This is a genomic window from Nostoc sp. (genome assembly GCF_041747015.1).
In the GTDB taxonomy this organism is placed as follows: domain Bacteria; phylum Cyanobacteriota; class Cyanobacteriia; order Cyanobacteriales; family Nostocaceae; genus Nostoc.
Genome location: NZ_JBGTFY010000188.1, coordinates 1 through 17,373 on the forward strand (window position 1 = coordinate 1; position 17,373 = coordinate 17,373).

General features: G+C 40.2%; 23 protein-coding genes. 11 read left to right on the forward strand and 12 right to left on the reverse strand.

The features are described 5' to 3' along the window. Positions 1 to 7: 7 nt before the first annotated feature. Positions 8 to 688: a phosphatase PAP2 family protein gene (locus ACEW80_RS15695; protein ID WP_373527485.1), complete on the forward strand. Its 681-nt coding sequence runs from the start codon at positions 8 to 10 to the stop codon at positions 686 to 688. A 141-nt stretch (positions 689 to 829) separates the two neighbouring features. Further along, positions 830 to 1,702 (forward strand): MBL fold metallo-hydrolase, encoded by an 873-nt coding sequence (locus ACEW80_RS15700; RefSeq protein WP_373527486.1) that lies wholly within the window; start codon positions 830 to 832, stop codon positions 1,700 to 1,702. A 297-nt stretch (positions 1,703 to 1,999) separates the two neighbouring features. Here the strand turns inward: ACEW80_RS15700 and ACEW80_RS15705 are convergent, their stop codons facing one another. Further along, on the reverse strand, positions 2,000 to 3,127 hold the full coding sequence (locus tag ACEW80_RS15705; protein WP_373527487.1) for a succinylglutamate desuccinylase/aspartoacylase family protein: 1,128 nt from the start codon (positions 3,125 to 3,127) through the stop codon (positions 2,000 to 2,002). 312 nt (positions 3,128 to 3,439) lie between these two features. Between ACEW80_RS15705 and ACEW80_RS15710 the strand changes: the two genes are divergently transcribed. From ACEW80_RS15710 to ACEW80_RS15720, 3 genes are read left to right on the forward strand one after another with little or no spacing between them, the layout of a single operon-like run. Next, positions 3,440 to 3,724 carry a hypothetical protein gene (locus ACEW80_RS15710; protein WP_373527488.1) on the forward strand — a complete coding sequence of 95 codons (285 nt, stop codon included), beginning with the start codon at positions 3,440 to 3,442 and terminating at the stop codon, positions 3,722 to 3,724. 47 nt (positions 3,725 to 3,771) lie between these two features. Beyond that, positions 3,772 to 4,056, forward strand: coding sequence for a hypothetical protein (locus ACEW80_RS15715; RefSeq protein ID WP_373527489.1), 285 nt, complete (start codon positions 3,772 to 3,774; stop codon positions 4,054 to 4,056). Further along, positions 4,053 to 4,472 carry a type II toxin-antitoxin system VapC family toxin gene (locus tag ACEW80_RS15720; protein ID WP_373527490.1) on the forward strand — a complete coding sequence of 140 codons (420 nt, stop codon included), beginning with the start codon at positions 4,053 to 4,055 and terminating at the stop codon, positions 4,470 to 4,472. The genes ACEW80_RS15715 and ACEW80_RS15720 overlap by 4 nt, the downstream gene beginning before the upstream one ends. Before the next feature lie 81 nt (positions 4,473 to 4,553). Here the strand turns inward: ACEW80_RS15720 and ACEW80_RS15725 are convergent, their stop codons facing one another. From ACEW80_RS15725 to ACEW80_RS15735, 3 genes are all read right to left on the reverse strand, one after another. Further along, positions 4,554 to 5,192 carry a histidine phosphatase family protein gene (locus ACEW80_RS15725; RefSeq protein ID WP_373527491.1) on the reverse strand — a complete coding sequence of 213 codons (639 nt, stop codon included), beginning with the start codon at positions 5,190 to 5,192 and terminating at the stop codon, positions 4,554 to 4,556. Positions 5,193 to 5,611: 419 nt separating this feature from the next. Continuing rightward, positions 5,612 to 5,794 (reverse strand): CsbD family protein, encoded by a 183-nt coding sequence (locus ACEW80_RS15730; protein WP_373527561.1) that lies wholly within the window; start codon positions 5,792 to 5,794, stop codon positions 5,612 to 5,614. Positions 5,795 to 6,225: 431 nt separating this feature from the next. Then, positions 6,226 to 6,693 (reverse strand): hypothetical protein, encoded by a 468-nt coding sequence (locus ACEW80_RS15735; RefSeq protein ID WP_373527492.1) that lies wholly within the window; start codon positions 6,691 to 6,693, stop codon positions 6,226 to 6,228. Positions 6,694 to 6,946: 253 nt separating this feature from the next. Here ACEW80_RS15735 and uvrB point away from each other — a divergent pair, with 253 nt between their 5' ends. From uvrB to ACEW80_RS15760, 5 genes are all read left to right on the forward strand, one after another. After that, positions 6,947 to 8,944, forward strand: a complete 1,998-nt coding sequence (uvrB, locus tag ACEW80_RS15740; protein WP_373527493.1) for an excinuclease ABC subunit UvrB — start codon at positions 6,947 to 6,949, stop codon at positions 8,942 to 8,944. Between the two features lie 67 nt (positions 8,945 to 9,011). Further along, positions 9,012 to 9,386 (forward strand): DUF433 domain-containing protein, encoded by a 375-nt coding sequence (locus tag ACEW80_RS15745; protein WP_373527494.1) that lies wholly within the window; start codon positions 9,012 to 9,014, stop codon positions 9,384 to 9,386. Continuing rightward, positions 9,383 to 9,778, forward strand: coding sequence for an ACP S-malonyltransferase (locus ACEW80_RS15750; protein ID WP_373527495.1), 396 nt, complete (start codon positions 9,383 to 9,385; stop codon positions 9,776 to 9,778). Before ACEW80_RS15745 ends, ACEW80_RS15750 begins: the two co-directional genes overlap by 4 nt. A 305-nt stretch (positions 9,779 to 10,083) precedes the next feature. Beyond that, positions 10,084 to 10,239: a hypothetical protein gene (locus ACEW80_RS15755; RefSeq protein ID WP_373527496.1), complete on the forward strand. Its 156-nt coding sequence runs from the start codon at positions 10,084 to 10,086 to the stop codon at positions 10,237 to 10,239. 58 nt (positions 10,240 to 10,297) lie between these two features. Further along, complete coding sequence (locus ACEW80_RS15760; RefSeq protein ID WP_373527497.1) at positions 10,298 to 10,918, forward strand: hypothetical protein; 621 nt, start codon at positions 10,298 to 10,300, stop codon at positions 10,916 to 10,918. Between the two features lie 129 nt (positions 10,919 to 11,047). Here ACEW80_RS15760 and ACEW80_RS15765 read toward each other — a convergent pair whose 3' ends face one another. The 5 genes from ACEW80_RS15765 to ACEW80_RS15785 form a co-directional block, all read right to left on the reverse strand. Continuing rightward, positions 11,048 to 11,272, reverse strand: coding sequence for a hypothetical protein (locus ACEW80_RS15765; RefSeq protein WP_373527498.1), 225 nt, complete (start codon positions 11,270 to 11,272; stop codon positions 11,048 to 11,050). Then, positions 11,259 to 11,591, reverse strand: coding sequence for a DUF4258 domain-containing protein (locus tag ACEW80_RS15770; protein WP_373527499.1), 333 nt, complete (start codon positions 11,589 to 11,591; stop codon positions 11,259 to 11,261). The genes ACEW80_RS15765 and ACEW80_RS15770 overlap by 14 nt, the downstream gene beginning before the upstream one ends. Positions 11,592 to 11,603: 12 nt before the next feature. After that, positions 11,604 to 11,780, reverse strand: coding sequence for a hypothetical protein (locus tag ACEW80_RS15775; RefSeq protein WP_373527500.1), 177 nt, complete (start codon positions 11,778 to 11,780; stop codon positions 11,604 to 11,606). Positions 11,781 to 12,212: 432 nt separating this feature from the next. Next, positions 12,213 to 12,419: a type II toxin-antitoxin system HicB family antitoxin gene (locus tag ACEW80_RS15780; RefSeq protein ID WP_373527501.1), complete on the reverse strand. Its 207-nt coding sequence runs from the start codon at positions 12,417 to 12,419 to the stop codon at positions 12,213 to 12,215. A gap of 63 nt (positions 12,420 to 12,482) precedes the next feature. Beyond that, complete coding sequence (locus ACEW80_RS15785; RefSeq protein WP_373527502.1) at positions 12,483 to 13,241, reverse strand: YebC/PmpR family DNA-binding transcriptional regulator; 759 nt, start codon at positions 13,239 to 13,241, stop codon at positions 12,483 to 12,485. A 148-nt stretch (positions 13,242 to 13,389) separates the two neighbouring features. Here ACEW80_RS15785 and ACEW80_RS15790 point away from each other — a divergent pair, with 148 nt between their 5' ends. Further along, positions 13,390 to 14,736, forward strand: a complete 1,347-nt coding sequence (locus ACEW80_RS15790; protein ID WP_373527503.1) for an ABC transporter substrate-binding protein — start codon at positions 13,390 to 13,392, stop codon at positions 14,734 to 14,736. Positions 14,737 to 14,747: 11 nt separating this feature from the next. Here the strand turns inward: ACEW80_RS15790 and ACEW80_RS15795 are convergent, their stop codons facing one another. The 3 genes from ACEW80_RS15795 to ACEW80_RS15805 all read right to left on the reverse strand — a co-directional run bounded on the left by ACEW80_RS15795 (position 14,748) and on the right by ACEW80_RS15805 (position 17,356). Beyond that, positions 14,748 to 15,419: an ABC transporter ATP-binding protein gene (locus ACEW80_RS15795; protein ID WP_373527504.1), complete on the reverse strand. Its 672-nt coding sequence runs from the start codon at positions 15,417 to 15,419 to the stop codon at positions 14,748 to 14,750. Positions 15,420 to 15,579: 160 nt separating this feature from the next. After that, positions 15,580 to 15,978 (reverse strand): four helix bundle protein, encoded by a 399-nt coding sequence (locus ACEW80_RS15800; RefSeq protein WP_373527505.1) that lies wholly within the window; start codon positions 15,976 to 15,978, stop codon positions 15,580 to 15,582. 97 nt (positions 15,979 to 16,075) lie between these two features. Beyond that, positions 16,076 to 17,356: an ABC transporter permease gene (locus ACEW80_RS15805; RefSeq protein WP_373527506.1), complete on the reverse strand. Its 1,281-nt coding sequence runs from the start codon at positions 17,354 to 17,356 to the stop codon at positions 16,076 to 16,078. Positions 17,357 to 17,373: the final 17 nt, after the last annotated feature.

Sequence of the window (17,373 nt, forward strand, 5' to 3'; positions counted from 1 at the left end):
TTAAAGTATGCTTCGACAAATTTCTAATTTCTGGTTACGTCATATACATTCTCGTTTAGCTCCTTTGATTGCCACAATTGGTATTGTTGGACTTGCTAGTTGTTTGCTCATACTTTTTGTTTTAGCAAAACTGGCTGAAGAAGTTTTGGAGCGAGATGCTTTTGCATTTGATACTAGTTTTCTGTTATGGCTACATCAGTTTGCCAATCCAAATTTAGATAATTTAATGCTGTTTGTTACTAATCTTGGTAATCCTAGCACAGTGGTTATAGTAGCAGGCGTTACTGTCTTCTTACTTTTGTGGCAACGTTACCAAGAAGAAGCGAAAGTTTTTGTATTTGCTTGCTTGGGAGGGTTAATTTTAAATACAGGGCTAAAGCTGTTTTTTTCTAAACCTCGCCCTGAATTGTGGCATCGTTTGATTTCTGAAAAATCTTTTAGTTTTCCTAGTGGACATGCACTAGGATCTATGGTGCTTTATGGTTTTATTGCTTACGAGTTGGCAATTCGCTATCCTCATTTTGCCAAAATTATTTATAGCTTGACAGTTATTTTAATCGCTGTGATTGGTATCAGCCGCTTATATTTAGGAGTCCATTGGCCCACAGACATAATTGCAGGTTATGGAGTCGGCTTTTTGTGGCTGATGATATGTATTTCGATGCTTAAATTGCAAAGATTGAAGTAATTTTTTAAAAAATGGCCCATTAAATTATATTAATGAGCAGATTTACTTCTAGTGGCGTCTACAATCTTAAGTTACTTTTGCTAGCGTAGTGATATAGAGTTTATCGCTCTCCAGTAAGTGGCTGAAGGCAAAAGGATTAATATGGCTCATTTAAATCAACGTCGTCCCCAAAATGTCAACGGCGATTTTTATGTAGATAGTACCTGTATTGATTGTGATACCTGTCGCTGGATGACTCCTGAAGTCTTTTCTCGTGTTGATGAACAGTCGGCGGTTTATCATCAACCAACGAATGAGGCACAAAGATTAGCAGCCCTGGAAGCACTTTTAGCTTGTCCTACCAGTTCAATTGGTACAGTTGAGAAACCGAAAGATATCAAAGTTGCTCAACAACAGTTTCCCATATTAGTAGCGGAAAATGTTTACCACTGCGGCTATCATTCTGAAAAATCTTACGGTGCTGCTAGCTATTTAATTCAACTTCCCGAAGGTAATATTTTGGTGGATTCTCCCCGCTTTACGCCGCCTTTAGTCAAGCGTTTAGAAGAACTGGGTGGAATTCGTTATATGTACCTGACTCACAAAGATGATGTGGCAGATCATCAAAAGTTTACCGAGCATTTTCAGTGCGATCGCATCCTCCACGTTAATGATATTTCTGCGGATACTCGCAATGTAGAAATACAGCTAACTGGTTCCGAATCATTTGCTTTAACTCCAGATTTATTAATTATCCCAGTTCCCGGTCACACCAAGGGACAAACTGTTTTACTTTACAAAAATAAGTTTCTGTTCACTGGCGACCATCTCGCTTGGTCTGAAAGCTTGCACCAACTGATTGCATTCCACAGTGTCTGCTGGTACTCTTGGTCAGAACAGATTAAATCAATGCGTAACTTGGCTAATTACTCTTTTGAGTGGGTGCTACCAGGTCATGGACGGAGGTTTCATGCTGATAAGGAAACTATGCACCAACAACTGCACAAGTGTATTGAGTTGATGGAATCTGTATAGTACATTTGCCGCTGCTGGAAATTGCTGATCTAAGTATGTAGTTATAGTCTGGATAAAATTTCGAGTTCTGAACTCTATTGTTCAAGTACTGAAAAGCGATTGCTACAGTAGACAGACAATCGTAAAATTGTAGAGTCCATTTGATAGTCTGATTCTTTTCGCTGACGATAATATTTGTCGCTATCTGGCAGATGAGTATCCAATTGTATTTTACCCAAAAACTGACTCTACCGATCCTTTATGGAATCGAAAAACAAATCAAACAGTGGCGTAGAAGCAGAACTTTAAATTTAGTTGCTAACTAATAACTCCCAATACAAACTCGCCTTCATTTACGGCTTGATTGGTTGCGACATCATAAACCAATCCATCTTTTTGAGCGCAGACATCAATTACACTCGGTAACTTACCTTCTTTATTAAAACTGAGAATTTGATAGAGTTTTTCTCCCGCTTTTACTTTACTACCTAATTCTATTCTCCATTGAATCATGCCACCTGCGATCGCATAATATTTTTTCCGGTTGCTGCTAGATGCAAAAGTCATTTCATGGGTTTTTGTGTCATCTGATAAATTAGGAATTTGCAGTACACCTTTCTGGACTAAATAATTTTTCACACCCCATACACCTTTAGCAACTGAATTAGGGTTTATTTGCATTCCTGTTCCTAATTCTAGTGTCCAAGCTTCCACATCAAACTTGATTTCTCTACCAAATTCTTTAAAACAAGCTTCTAGTGCTAACCAAGGTTTAATAAAAGCTTCATCAAAAGCATCACCATCGTATTTATCAAGTAAGATTCCGAAATCAAACCCGAAGTGTTTTGCACTGCCTTCTCGATTTTGGAAGTAATAAAGATAGTCTAACGCTTGATTTGTAGAAGTGTGTAAGTCAATTAAATAGTCGGCATCTAAACTCAGATTTTGTAGTTTATAGCTAAAAAGCTCAGTGTAGGGTACACCGCTAGGAGAATTAATTTTTTCTAAAATCGTTGCAAACTGTTGCTTAATTATAGTTAGATAATTTTGTCGAACGACCTCTATATCAAGATGAAGTTGAGATTTAGTAAAAGCTACTAAATCATCAGCTTCTTTTTCGTAGTCCCAAAATATCCGATTCCAATCTTTGGCTTCATAAACGCAATATCTACCAGGAGAAAAATGATGCGATCGCTCATTTGTACCCATTGGATTACAAACAGGAACAAGCCAAATCTCTCCAGCTAAATTTGGCTCATTTATTGTTAGTAAAAACTCAATTAACTGATGAATAACGGCATTACCAGCAATCTCTGCACCATGTAGATTAGATTGAATGTAAACCTTTTTACCAGGTTGAGCGCCAATGAATTTATATAGTTGTAAATAGAGGCGATCGCCCGAAGCCATTTGACGTAAAGCAATAGTTTCAATAACTGCTAACATAACAGAACTTGGTGATGATTTTATTTAAGCATTGCTAGCGATCGCACAAACATTTGTCATAAACATTGCAATGTTAATGAGGAATATTTCAGTATTGATAAATAATCTTCAAATGTTAATCATACCTATTACAATATTACTTATGAATGCTGCAATGTTGATAAGTAATATTGTAACACTAGTGACGAATATTGCAACATTACTTATGAATATTACAATGTTGACCACTACAAGTTAGTTATTTGGAACTGCGATGCGATCGTAACATTTACAGCAGCAGTGTTCTATCCTAGAAATAAAAAGGGCAGAAGTATGCAAGCCTACAAGCTAAACGCCACAATTGATGAATCCGGTCATTTAATTATTGACGAACCTCTGAATATTGCTCCTGGTAAAGTGGAAGTCATTATTTTGCATCCAGTTCGATCCTTAGAAAGTTCTACAGAAAACACCATTGAGTTACAGCTAGAAAAGCCGAAGAGACCAACAAAAATCAAAGCTTTGCAAGACTGGTTTAAAAAGACACAACCTGCTCCTCCTGATTTTGACCCAGACCAAGCCAGATGGGAAGCTTTAAAGGAGAAACATAATCTGTGAAATTGCCTCAAATATCATTTAATTATATATAAGAGAGTAAAACCAGTATGCAAGCCTACAAGCTAAACGCCACAATAGATGAATCCGGTCATTTGATTATTGACGAACCTCTAAATATTGCTCCAGGAACGGTAGAAGTCATTATTTTGCAGCCAGTTCCATTCTTAGAGAACTCTACAGAAACTTCTACTAAGTCACAGCCAAACAAGCCGAGGAGGAAGTCTAAAGTAAAAGCATTTGAAGGTTTATTTGAAAATGCTCCTCCTGTACCAGCAGACTTTGATCCCGACGAAGCTCGATGGGAAGCTTTAAAGGAGAAACATAATCTGTGAAAATCTTGTTAGACACCAACATCATTGTAGATGATGCCCTTGAACGTGAACCTTTCCTAGACGCAAGCGAACAAGTGTTGGTGCTAGTTGAGCAAAGACACGTAGAAGGTTATATTTCCGCGTCAACTTTTAGCGATTTATATTACATCATCCGCAGGGCAAGAGGTCGAGAGTGGACACTTACTTATTTAAGGCAGTTGGTCAACTTTTGCCAAGTCGTCACTGTAGACAGTGCCACAATCAACATGGCACTAACCACTAACTTTAGAGATTTTGAAGACGCTATTCAATATAGTACTGCGGTACTTAATCATTTAGACGCTATTATTACTCGCAACCCTGGAGATTTTCCAGTTGCTACTCCCAGAATTCTGACACCTGAACAATTAATTCAGGAACTAACAAATACTCATTGAAGAAGAATTCAGGAGTCAGATACTGTATTCTGACTCCTGACTCCTGAATTCTGTTTTGATAACTCCCAACTCCCAACTCTCTTAGGTTCCTGGTAAATTTCGCAAACGCTCATCCAAATGAGTCCGGTCTGCCAAAACCTTTAACAGCGGACCATGTGAGGTAAACTCTACAATACTGACCGAAGCAACAGGACATCCCAAACGAAAACGGAAGCGTCCCACATCAATTCCTAGCAAACTACACAGAATAATTCTGATAGTTGCTTTGTGGGAAAGTACTAATACATTGCCACTGCTGTAAAGACGCTTGATTTCTTCGATTACCTGCAAGGCGCGAGAAGCAATTGTCACTCCCATTTCACCATCACTAGGCGCATTCCAAGACGGATCGGCTGACCAGCGAATATAATCATCGTGATATTCACGGCTAATCATTTCTGGCGTTTTGCCTTCCCACTTGCCATAATTAATTTCCTTCAAACCATCCCTAAATTGTGGTTCTACTCCTATGGCTGCACATAGAGGTTTGGCTGTCTCTACAGTTCGTCGCATGGGACTAGAAAAGATTGCTGTCCAAGGCGTAGAACTATATGCGTCTGCAAAAGCCTTTGCCATCTCTAAGCCTTCTGGGGTAAGCTCTGAATCTAAAGAACCGCAAAAGGAATTGTTACGACTGGATTCTGTTTGTCCGTGACGGAGAAAATAAAGAGTTAGGCTCACGGTATATTCTCATGGATTTTGAATTGAAAAGCGCTAACAATCAAATGTAGTTGATGATAGTTAATGCTTGTGCTATATTACTATAATTTTAAATAACTTTTAGATTGAGCAAAGTTGGCGCAGCTACGCCTACAGTTCTTTACGAGAGGCTGCACTTCGGCAAGTTTTACCCTGAGCTTACGTACCCTTCTCCTGTCGGATACGCTACGCGAACGGGATCTTGCTACGCGCAGCGTCTCGTAGAGAAGGACTCAGTGACCATCTTAGATATAGCTATTCATTCAAATAGTAGGCAAAGCAAAAAATTAGATGGACAATGCCACCTAATTTTTTGTCTTATTCAAAGATTCATATTTTTTTCGCAAATATGGGACATACTCGATTTATTCCCCTTTAGTTTCTGCAAAAAATTACGAATTTTAGTCAAGCTTTTTCTTTACATTATCTTTTACGTCTTCCATACCGTGACGTACTTCGCTTTCAGCTTGCTTTGCTTTACCTTCAGCTTTATCTTCTGGATCTCCAGTAATATTTCCTAGTGCTTCTTGAGCCTTACCTTCAACATTTTTAGCAGTTGCTTTAGCGCGATCTTCTAAGCTCATATGATACTCCTGATTTTTTGGTAAGTAAATTTCAAAGATATAAATAAACTTTGAAATGTTTTTTACTACCTTTATACAGTAACTTAAGGTCTTTGATAAAGCCTTCCACCACAAGGCATATTCAAAATTCAAAATTCAAAATTCAAGACTCAAAATTAAGAAAAGCAATTGTAGTAGGCATCCTAGCTGTTGCTTTAATATAAACTAAAGTCAGCAAAGTTTAGTTACCTATGCTAAAAGACATAGAATAAGTGTAAATATGGTAAGTAGGTCGGCAGAATAAAACCAAACTATGTAAAGTAAGATAAACGAGTTAAAAACCTCAAATATTTACGCCCACTTACTCAATCTCTACTTTTGACTCTTTGACTAAAAAACCCAGTTTTTGTATAAAACTGGGTTAATAAAGTGTTATGAAGATATTTTTTTGTCTAATCCAGAAAACCCATCAGGCTTTCAGAATTGTCAACTTCATTTGGTGCTATCGGACGGTTCCCAAATGTGGAATAGCTTTCAGAAATTACCAATGAACTTGAGCCAATTGGACGAATGCCAGAGAGATTAATACTTTCAACAACTTCAAATGTATTAGCGCCAATTGGCCGAATACCCATTGAGTCAAAGGTTTCAACTACTTCTAACGTACTGGTGCTAACAGGACGCACCCCAGCAATTGAAAGTTTTTCAGCAACTTCTAAGTCGCTAGGGCCTATGGGACGAACTCCACCAATGACAAGTGGTCCAGAAGATTCCGGCACTGGCTGTTCGGTAATTTCCTCGACTTTATCTGCATTCAAGCTCTGGTCTTGTTGATTTTCAACTTTCTCTGTATTTTCCCCTGGAGACTTGGCATTATTTTGCCGAGAACTGGTTGCTTTGCCAGTGCTGCTAATAGTCATAAACGAAAACCTCTGGTTTGTTAATTGAATTTTACAATAATTAAGGAAAGATGAAATTTTTTCCCATATATCTTAGAGTTTAACCTTAAAAAACCTCATATAGATATAAGTATCTTTAAAACTGAGACATAAGTATAATTAAATTATTAACTTTTGTAAAAAATTATTACTATTTATTTGGTCTAATCAGCCAGCTACAATAAATATAGGATGAAATCGTCACCATAAGATCGGGTATTTCCAGCAAAACTGTATGACAGAATTTTGTCTTCAAGCTCCCTTTAGTCCCACAGGCGATCAACCAGAAGCGATCGCCCAACTCACCGCTACTATCCAATCTGGTAATCGTTACCAAACTTTACTAGGAGCCACGGGAACTGGCAAGACATTTTCAGTAGCAGCAGTTATTGAGAAAATTGGCAAGCCTACCTTAGTTCTGGCGCATAACAAAACCTTGGCTGCACAACTATGTAACGAGTTGCGGGATTTCTTTCCCAATAACGCAGTTGAGTATTTTGTCAGTTACTACGATTATTATCAGCCAGAAGCGTATATTCCCGTTACCGACACTTATATTGAAAAAACAGCGGCGATTAATGATGAAATTGATATGTTGCGGCATTCAGCGACGCGATCGCTTTTTGAACGCCGTGATGTCATTGTCGTTGCATCCATCAGTTGCATCTACGGTTTAGGAATGCCAGCAGAATATCTGAAAGCTGCCATCCCCCTCAAGATAGGTATGGAAGTAAATCAGCGCCAAATTTTACGAGATTTGGCAAATGTTCAATATAGCCGCAACGACATAGAAATGGGTCGGGGAAAATTTCGTGTCCGGGGTGATGTCTTAGAAATTGGCCCAGCTTATGAAGACCGAATTATTCGCGTCGAATTCTTTGGTGATGAAATTGACGCAATTCGCTACATTGACCCGGTAACAGGTGAAATTATCAAAAGTTTGGAAGCGGTGAATGTCTACCCTGCACGTCACTTTGTCACCCCAGAAGAACGATTAGAAGTAGCTTGTCACGACATCGCCGCAGAATTAAAACAGCAAAAACTAGACTTAGAACAAGCCGGGAAATTATTAGAAGCGCAACGCATAGATCAACGAACACGTTATGACCTAGAAATGCTGCGCGAAGTAGGTTACTGCAACGGCGTAGAGAATTATTCCCGTCACTTAGCAGGAAGACAAGCCGGAGAATCGCCAGAGTGTTTAATTGATTATTTTCCTAAAGATTGGCTATTAGTTATCGATGAATCTCACGTTAGCGTCCCCCAAATTCGCGGGATGTATAATGGCGACCAAGCTAGAAAAAAAGTTTTAATTGAACATGGATTTCGTCTTCCTAGTGCTGCTGATAACCGTCCTTTGAAAGCAGAAGAATTCTGGCAAAAGATGAATCAGTGTATTTTTGTTTCAGCAACTCCAGGAAATTGGGAATTAGAAGTTTCTGAAGACCATGTAGTTGAACAAGTGATTCGACCAACTGGAGTAGTTGATCCAGGAATTTCTGTGCGTCCCACAGAAGGACAAATTGATGATTTGTTGGGAGAAATTAAAGATAGAGTTGACCTCCATGAACGAGTGTTAATTACCACATTAACTAAGCGGATGGCGGAAGATTTAACCGAGTATTTGCAAGACCACAGTATTCGGGTGCGGTATTTACATTCCGAGATTAATTCAATTGAGCGCATTGAGATTTTGCAGAACTTGCGCGAAGGTACATTTGATGTATTGGTTGGCGTAAATTTGCTGCGAGAAGGTTTGGATTTACCCGAAGTTTCCCTAGTAGTAATTATGGACGCGGATAAAGAAGGTTTTTTGCGAACCGAACGTTCCTTAATTCAAACTATTGGTAGAGCCGCGCGTCACATCCGGGGACAAGCAATTATGTATGCTGATAATTTGACAGGCAGTATGATTAAAGCCATTGATGAAACAGACAGGCGGCGTGGTATTCAAACGGCACATAATCGACTGCATGGAATTACACCGCAACCGATTATAAAAAAATCAAGTAATGCAATTTTGTCTTTTTTAGATGTATCTCGGCGGTTGAATGCAAGTGACTTGAAAGTAGTAGATGAACATCTAGATGAACTGCCTCTAGAACAGATTCCCCAATTGATTACTCTGTTAGAAGCGCAGATGAAAGAGGCGGCGAAGAAACTGGAATTTGAAGAAGCGGCAAAATTGCGCGATCGCATTAAACATCTGCGAGATAAAATGTTGGGACGTTAACGTGAATCTTCTGCTTACCCTACTTTTTACAAGGTATTATAAAGGTAGATTTTAGGAGGGGATGGACATGACTCTAGGAGCAAATAAGAAGTCCTCCATTATTCGTACAGAGCGAGGACTCACGATCGCAGGCACACGCATCACCCTCTACGACGTGATGGACTATGTAACGGCTCAATATCCGCCTAAGTTTATCCAAGGATTATTTGATCTAACAGAGGAACAAATTAACGCTGCTCTGGCTTACATTAAGACTAATCGTGCAGAGGTAGAAGCGGAATATCAGCAAATTCTTAAAGAAGCCGAAGAACTCCAGCAATATTACCAAGAGCAAAATCGTGAGCTAGTTGCCCGAATTGCAGCACAACCGCCCAAACCTGGAACTGAAGCTGCGTGGGAAAAACTTCGGGCAGCTAAGGCAAAACGCGAGTCTAAGATATGATTTTTTTGATTGATCACAATCTCAAAGGTCATGCCCTAATTTTCTTTGGTGCGATCGCCATTCAAGGCTGGCTGGATATCATTCCGATTCGGTTTGTCACCTTTGCAGAAATGGATTTATCGATCGAGAGTGATGACAGGGTTGTTTGGCGATTAGCTCAGGAAAATCAGATGATTTTGCTTACAGCCAATCGCAGTATGAAAGGGAAAGATTCGCTCGAACAAGTCATGCGTGAAGAAAATACCTCAGCATCGTTGCCGGTAATCACGATTGGGAATGCTGATCGATTGCTAAACGACTCTGAATATCGAAGTCGGTGTGTTGAAAGTCTGATTGAAATTGTGCTTGATATTGATAGTTATCGAGGTGCAAGGCGAATCTTCATCCCGTAATGTGGTTAACCATTCGTTCATTGCGCTGATATCAGTAGGCAACGCTGCATAATGGGAACGTTAGCCGGTTTAGGTTATCTGTTGAGGTACGACCGGAAAGTTTTCTTTTCGAGGCGATCGCCTAATTTGCTACACATTTGATTGCACATACCACTTCTAACAAGCATAATTGCCTACAATAGCGATTCTGATACAGTGCGCCACAACTACGCTCGTCGTAGACATCGCATTAAACATCTGCGAGATAAAATGTTAGGACGTTAACGTGAATCTTATGCTTACTAATATTCGCCTAATTAGTGTTCATGAATATCACCAAATGGCGGAAACGGGAATTTTTCATCCTGAATAACGCTAGTAATAAAGGGTTTACTCGCACAGAGATTAACCGCATTCAGAAACTTATTCAAGAACATCAAGAGCATCTCGTAGGTGTCCAATGCGATCGCCTTTTATCGTAATGTAGATGAGCGCAACCCCTAAACCATTCACCGCATCTTATTCCAATTCAATAAACTCATGTTTTTTTCAAATTCTCTGGAAAATCAACTCCAGCGCTGGAATGAAACCATTCGCAATCAACCGAAAAATCCTAACCCTTACATTCGTCGAGGCATGGTTAATTTTCAACTGACCAAGATTGATGAATCTATTCAAGATTTTGACATGGCAGAGCAATTGGATGCCCGTATTAAACCCTACCTCTGGCAACGTGGATTATCGTACTATTATGCAGAAAGATTTGCTGAGGGCGCTCAACAATTTGAAATAGATTTGACTGTGAATGCTCAAGATGTAGAAGAAACAGTATGGCGATATCTCTGCATAGCTCGTTTATTAGGTGTTGAAGAGGCACGTAATTCTTTACTAACTGTGAAAAATGATCCTCGACGCATCATGGAGCGCGTATATGATTTGTATGCAGTAAATTGTACACCAGATGATGTTATGACTGTGGGTCAATCAGAAGGGATAAAGGGAAATTTTTACAGTCATCTTTACTTGGGATTATATTACGAAGCCCAGAATAATCTTGATTTAGCTCAGGAATATATGGTTAAAGCTGCTGATAATTACAAAATTGATGATTATATGTGGTATCTGGCACGGGTACATAAAAATATGCGAGGATGGTCTTGATTTGCTCAATAGACATCTCCAGAAATTAATTATGCGTTGGCCGAAATCCTTAGTAGGCACAATACCCTGCGGGAAGCTAAAGCTACATGAATTGTGCCTACGTCATTTTTACTCCTATGTCTATTCGGATCATGCTACATAGTGATATACAGGAACCTCAACAAAGTGATCTGGTTCTTGTCCAGAGAGAATGATTTGCTGCAACTGTTCTACAGCTGATGGAGAAAAAAACTGTTCTCCTGTTTCTGGATTGACACGAGCAGGCACGTTCTCGATCATGTAGACTTGTCCATTGAGTTGGAGTGTGTACGTTACTCGTTGTTCAACTAGCGTTTCTAGCTCATTGCTGATCATTGCGGTTCCTCCTTTGAGTAAAGTTGTTATTCCATCGCTGAGGTTCAGGCTCGTACAGGGTAATAATTTTAAGCAGGGGGCGAGAAGGATAACTGCATTGAATATGAATGACTCGTTGGGCTGGCGTCAAACCACCAATGAGACAACTTGCACCGTATTTATCATTTGGATAGTCCTCAATCACCTGTCCATTTGCGATCGCCTCCCTGACTTCTTGAACCTGAATTTGCCGCAAGATTGATTGATCAACGGCGTGCTTGGAAAACTCAAATTGTTCATCAGCAACTTTCTGACGAATTTCTTCGATAAGTGAAGTCATGGGACTATTTTCTCACATCCATCGGCTGTAGGGCATATTGTTGGCTTGCATTTTATGTTGCACTTCTGGCGATTGATAGTCCCCAGCAAGTTGCTGTAATCCTTGCATATCAAGGATTTGTTCATCTAGCGTTTTTGCCCTAGATAGAATATTGAGCTGAACTCTGACTTGCTCTTGGTAGGTAATCACAATCACTGCAACTTTAAGCCCTTCAACGCCTGCCAGCCTTGTCAGAATTCGCTTTCCCTCTTCTCTATTACAGTGGATGAGGCTGAGATGATCAGAATCTATCTGAACTAATCACTGATTTGGAATCTGAAACTGTTACTTCAATAGGTTTTTCGGGAATTCTACAAATATGGCTCTTGAAATTTCTCAGTCAACTGAGATAAAGGAGGTGAAAGAGATATGCGATCGCATATCTCTGTAGAGCAGTTCGATAACGCACTTTAAGGAAAACATCGCAAATTATATCATGCAAATTCTCACAAACTTTCCCATAGTATTTTATCTCGCAGATGCTTTTTGGCGATCGCCTCAGCTAGTCCAGCCCTATAGCAATGCAATAAATTCCTCTATGCTTAAATCAGCATCCTCTTCCTGAAATGCTCGGTACTTTGCTCACAGAAGTACCAGAAAAGTTTCAAAGTTCTCTTCTGGAACAGGCAAGCCATCCTCCTCCAACGCGGCGACGTAGCCTGAGATCGCCTTTTTGATATTGGAAAGGGCTTCATGTTTAGTCTTACCCTGGCTAAGACAACCTTTTAGGCTAGGACACTCTACAATCCAGTAGCCATCTTCATCTCGATACACGATTACCTGTCTCATATTCTACTTGATAACAATAAATGTGTATAACTGTATCGCTTGTGATGTCTGTATGAATTTTGATTAAGAAATGCTGAGAGCTATTAATTCATCTGCTACTTCAAAGTTGGCTGTGACATTTTGGACATCATCTAAGCCTTCTAAAGTATCAATTAACTTGAAAAGCGATCGCGCCTGATCGGGATCAGTAACTTCTACACTATTACTAGGAATCCAGCGAAATTCGGCGTCAATTACTTTAATGCCTTGATCTTTGAGTTTCTGGCTGAGGGTTTCCAAATTTGCCATCTCAGTAAAAACCTCAGCCATCTCATCTTCAGTGATCTCATAAGACTGGGCACCACCTTCGAGGGATGCTTCTAAAAGCCGTTCTTCGTCAACTACACCCAGCACCACACAAACGCCTTTTTGCTCAAACATCCAGCTAACGCAACCGACTTCACCAAGATTGCCACCATTTTTACTAAAAGCTACACGCAAGTCAGCAGCAGTCCGATTGCGATTATCTGTGAGGGCTTCGACTAAAATCGCTACACCACAAGAACCGTAACCTTCGTAGCGAATCGCTTCAAAGATAGCATGATCCCCGCCAAAAGTGCCTGCACCTTTAGCGATCGCTCGTTCAATATTATCATTGGGAATACTCGCAGCCTTTGCCTTATCAATTGCTGTGCGAAGTTGAAAATTCAGCGCTGGATCTGGTACGCCGCTTCTAGCCGCAACGATAATCGCCCTGGATAACTGAGTGAAGGTTTGTCCCTTCCTTGCATCTACTACCGCCTTCTGGCGCTTAATAGTTGCCCATTTACTGTGTCCTGACATAATCCTAAATTATCAAAACTCTATTCAAGATTAGGATATAAACGCTTGCAAAAACCATGACTTCAGATAATTGTGCAAGGTTACATCAGAGTGGCAAAGTTGTTGTGAGAGAACTAAGTGAATTGACCAATCATTTTAATCAACGATTATGTACAATTTTTTTTCGCCTTCCCGCCATGCCAAGCGAAAAAGAAAGAAAGTATCACGCTACTTTAAGAGCTTGCTGCTTATATTATTGGTGGGCATACTAGCTTTAGCTGGATGTCAAAATATCCTACCCGGCGTTAAAAAAGATAAAGTAATTCATTTAACCCTATGGCAAGGTGTAAATCCGCCGCCAAATCGGGATGTGTTGCAAAAGCTGGTAGACAAATTCAATCGATCGCACCCAGATATTCAAGTAGAGTCGCTTTATATCGGGCAACAAGATCAGCAAACGCCCAAGATTTTAGCAGCTGTGGTAGGAAATGCACCCCCAGATTTATTGTGGTATAACCCAACGATCGCCGGACAATTGGTGGAACTCGGTGCTATTTTACCTTTGGATGAAATGCTCGATAAATCTCCCATAAAAGCCGAAATTGACCCCACTTTGTACACATCAATGAAATACAACGGTAAGATTTGGTCTGTGCCCTTTGCGACGAATAATGTTGGTATTTTTTACCGTCCGAGTTTATTCAAGGCAGCAGGAATTACTGAATTACCCCGCACTTGGCAGGAGTTTAGACAAGTTGCAAAGAAATTAACTCGTGATACCAATGGCGATGGACAAACAGATCAATATGGGATGTTTTTGCCTTTGGGAAAGGGAGAATTTACAGTATTCACCTGGCTGCCGTTTATGTGGAGTGGTGGCAGCGAGTTGGTGAGTGCTGATTCCCAGAATGCGGCAGCAGTAAATTTGCAAGATAATCAAGGTGCGATCGCCGCTTTGCAATTCTGGCGCGATTTAATTAAGGATGGTTCCGCTATTTTATCTGCCCCGGAACGGGGTTATGAGACAGATGACTTCCTGGCTGGTAAAGTTGCAATGCAATTAAATGGCCCTTGGATTCTGGGGGAATTTCAAGCGAATGGTGTCGATTTTGATGTTTTTCCTATTCCTGTTAGGCAAAAACCTGCGACTGTGATTGGTGGTGAAAATCTCTTCTTTTTCAAAACCACACCAAAACGTGAAAGAGCAGCCTTTGAGTTTGTCGAATATGCTTTGAGTGAAGAATTTCAGACAGAATTAGCACTAGGGACTGGCTATTTACCAGTGAATTTGAAGTCTCGTCAAAGTTCAAAATATCAGGAATTTGTGCAGAAAATACCACAGATAAAAGTATTTTTAGATCAAGCAAAATATGGGCGATCGCGTCCGATATTCCCTGGTTACAACCGAATTTCTGACAGTGTAGGTCGAGCGATTGAATCTGTATTATTGGGTAAAAGTTTACCAACAGATTCACTCAAGGCAACTCAGCAACGCCTGGATTTAATTTACAAGTAATTATTAGTGAATTAACCTACAATCAAGCCATCCTGAACTCGGATAATCCTTTTAGTTTGAGCAGCGATATCTGGCTCATGAGTGACAATTACAATCGTGATTCCTTGGTCATTCAGTTCTGTCAGCAAATTCATCACCTCATGGGAAGTTTCAGTATCTAAAGCTCCTGTTGGCTCATCGGCCAAAACCAATGCAGGTCGATTGACCAAAGCGCGAGCGATCGCTACCCGTTGTTGTTGTCCGCCAGAGAGTTGATTGGGACGATTAGAAATGCGTCCAGCTAGTCCTACCTTTTCCAAGGCTTCTAATGCCCTTTGACGGCGTTTTGGCTTGGGTAAGTTAGCATAAACCATTGGCAACATAACGTTTTCGAGTGCTGTCGCCCGCGCTAATAAGTTAAATTGTTGGAAAACAAAACCTATCCGTTGGTTGCGAATATAGGCTAATTCATCATCATCAAAAGTTGTCAAGTTTCTGCCTTCAAAAATATAGTCTCCAGTTGTCGGACGATCCAGACATCCCAAAATATTCATGAGCGTGGATTTACCCGAACCTGACGCACCCATAATAGAGACATATTCCCCTTCTTCAATAGAGAGTTCAATTCCCTTAAGTATGGGAACACTAACTTCTCCCAAGTAGTAGGTTTTAGTAATAGATTCCATCCAAATCATAGTTGTCATAAGTGAGTGCTGAAATGAGTGCTGAGTGCTGAGTGCTGAGTAATGAGTAATGAGTAGTGAGTAGTGAGTAATAAGTAGTGAGTAATAAGTAGTGAGTAATAAGTAGTGAGTAATAAGTAGTGAGTAGTGAGTAATGAGTAATGAGTAATGAGTAGTAAGTTTATTTAGTGCTGGGTGCGGAGTTATTTTGATGTTTTTGTTTGTTAACTGAGATACGAAGACCGCCAATAATTTTGGCAACTTCTTCTGCCTGATTTAAAAGTTTGTTAAATTTAATTTGATCAATGTAGCCAACATCTAAAGCTATATAAAGTTGAGAACGCACTTCTGCACAAGATGACTTTGCTATGGAAAGAAACTGATGAAATTCTCCTAAATAAGTTCTTTCAAAACCCTCAGCAATGTTAGACATAATAGACACTGCTGCCCTTTGTATTTGTCCCGATAACCCAAAATCTCTAGCAAACGCACCCTGCTGAGTAACCTGATAAATATCTTTAGTAAGGATTCTGGCTTTTTGCCAAGCAATTAAATCTTCAAAACGCTCAACTTTACTCATTCTACTCACTACTCATTACTCATTACTCATTACTCATTACTCACTACTCAGCACTCAGCACTCATTACTCAGCACTCACTACTCAGCACTCTCAAGCTTAGTCGCTTCGTAAAGCGGTAATTGGATCTAATTTGGATGCGTTTCGGGCTGGAATTACCCCAGCAAGTAAGCCAACGGTTAACGAGAGTCCAAACCCAGCAATAATCGACAAGAAAGAAATAATAAACGGAAACTTAAAAATGCTTGCAGAGACAAAAGCTATTAAAATGCCAGTCCCCACACCAATGCCTCCACCGACAATGGAAATCACGATCGCTTCGGCTAAAAATTGATTAAGTATTGCAGAATTCGTGGCTCCTACGGCTTTACGAATCCCGATCTCTCGCGTCCGCTCAACAACGGAAACTAGCATAATATTGGCAATACCAATTCCACCAACTACTAAGGAAATTCCAGCGATCGCCACTACCATAACTGTAAATAAACCCACAACATTAGTAAAGGTGCTGACAATATCGGCTTGGTTAGTCAGCCGAAAATCATCGGCTTGCGGCGGATAAATGTTATGACGTAGCCGTAAAAGATTAGTAACTTGAAACTGAGCGGCTTCTAACTGCTCTGGATTAGCGCCTTTGACTAAAATTCCACTTACAGAAACACCTACTAACGCATTGTTTCCAACAAGTCTCCCTGACATTGTAGTTAGAGGAATGAAAATCTGGTCATCTCGATCCATCGGTCCTTGAGCGCCTTTAGGTTCCATCACCCCAATCACTTCATAAGCCTCTCTCTGAATGCGAATTCTCTCGCCAATCACATTAGCACCCTGTGCAAAAAGTGTCTTTTGGACTGTGGGTCCAATAATGGCAAGCTGTGCAGCATCATCTAATTCTGACTGAGTAAAATATCTCCCTTGCTGAGTGTGGGTATTTCTGACTTCTGGGTAGTTCAAATCTGTGCCATAAATAGTTGTTGAGGTGTTCTGTCCTGCATAAACAACCTGTGCATTCCTTTGTAGGTAAGCAGAAACCATCTGAGCAGATGGCGCTTGTGTAGCGATCGCCTTTGCATCTTCCCAAGTCAAGGTGCTACTAGAACCTATTCCTTGACGGACATTCCCGCTTCTTGCCGCACCCGCTAAGATTTGGATAACATCTGTACCCAATGCTTGTATCTCTTGCTCAACATTTTTTTGCACTCCTTGACCGACAGAAGTAATGGCAATGACTGAGGAAATCCCAATAATCACGCCCAGCATAGTTAGTCCTGTGCGTAATTTATTATTCCACAGTGTTTCTACTGCCATTGACAAGATTTCCAGCAACGGCACTGTGCGGGTATTCTTAACTTTGTAAAAGCCCTTAAATATCTTAAACATAAGGTGTTTTATTTAAA

Excerpts from the sequence above, each read along its gene's own strand:
- ACEW80_RS15695 (WP_373527485.1), top strand. The coding sequence starts at position 8 with ATGCTTCGACAAATTTCTAATTTCTGGTTACGTCATATACATTCTCGT.
- ACEW80_RS15700 (WP_373527486.1), top strand. The coding sequence starts at position 830 with ATGGCTCATTTAAATCAACGTCGTCCCCAAAATGTCAACGGCGATTTT.
- ACEW80_RS15705 (WP_373527487.1), bottom strand. The coding sequence starts at position 3,127 with ATGTTAGCAGTTATTGAAACTATTGCTTTACGTCAAATGGCTTCGGGC.
- ACEW80_RS15710 (WP_373527488.1), top strand. The coding sequence starts at position 3,440 with ATGCAAGCCTACAAGCTAAACGCCACAATTGATGAATCCGGTCATTTA.
- ACEW80_RS15715 (WP_373527489.1), top strand. The coding sequence starts at position 3,772 with ATGCAAGCCTACAAGCTAAACGCCACAATAGATGAATCCGGTCATTTG.
- ACEW80_RS15730 (WP_373527561.1), bottom strand. The coding sequence starts at position 5,794 with ATGAGCTTAGAAGATCGCGCTAAAGCAACTGCTAAAAATGTTGAAGGT.
- ACEW80_RS15735 (WP_373527492.1), bottom strand. The coding sequence starts at position 6,693 with ATGACTATTAGCAGCACTGGCAAAGCAACCAGTTCTCGGCAAAATAAT.
- uvrB (WP_373527493.1), top strand. The coding sequence starts at position 6,947 with ATGACAGAATTTTGTCTTCAAGCTCCCTTTAGTCCCACAGGCGATCAA.
- ACEW80_RS15745 (WP_373527494.1), top strand. The coding sequence starts at position 9,012 with ATGACTCTAGGAGCAAATAAGAAGTCCTCCATTATTCGTACAGAGCGA.
- ACEW80_RS15750 (WP_373527495.1), top strand. The coding sequence starts at position 9,383 with ATGATTTTTTTGATTGATCACAATCTCAAAGGTCATGCCCTAATTTTC.
- ACEW80_RS15755 (WP_373527496.1), top strand. The coding sequence starts at position 10,084 with ATGAATATCACCAAATGGCGGAAACGGGAATTTTTCATCCTGAATAAC.
- ACEW80_RS15760 (WP_373527497.1), top strand. The coding sequence starts at position 10,298 with ATGTTTTTTTCAAATTCTCTGGAAAATCAACTCCAGCGCTGGAATGAA.
- ACEW80_RS15765 (WP_373527498.1), bottom strand. The coding sequence starts at position 11,272 with ATGATCAGCAATGAGCTAGAAACGCTAGTTGAACAACGAGTAACGTAC.
- ACEW80_RS15770 (WP_373527499.1), bottom strand. The coding sequence starts at position 11,591 with ATGACTTCACTTATCGAAGAAATTCGTCAGAAAGTTGCTGATGAACAA.
- ACEW80_RS15780 (WP_373527501.1), bottom strand. The coding sequence starts at position 12,419 with ATGAGACAGGTAATCGTGTATCGAGATGAAGATGGCTACTGGATTGTA.
- ACEW80_RS15785 (WP_373527502.1), bottom strand. The coding sequence starts at position 13,241 with ATGTCAGGACACAGTAAATGGGCAACTATTAAGCGCCAGAAGGCGGTA.
- ACEW80_RS15790 (WP_373527503.1), top strand. The coding sequence starts at position 13,390 with ATGTACAATTTTTTTTCGCCTTCCCGCCATGCCAAGCGAAAAAGAAAG.
- ACEW80_RS15795 (WP_373527504.1), bottom strand. The coding sequence starts at position 15,419 with ATGACAACTATGATTTGGATGGAATCTATTACTAAAACCTACTACTTG.
- ACEW80_RS15800 (WP_373527505.1), bottom strand. The coding sequence starts at position 15,978 with ATGAGTAAAGTTGAGCGTTTTGAAGATTTAATTGCTTGGCAAAAAGCC.
- ACEW80_RS15805 (WP_373527506.1), bottom strand. The coding sequence starts at position 17,356 with ATGTTTAAGATATTTAAGGGCTTTTACAAAGTTAAGAATACCCGCACA.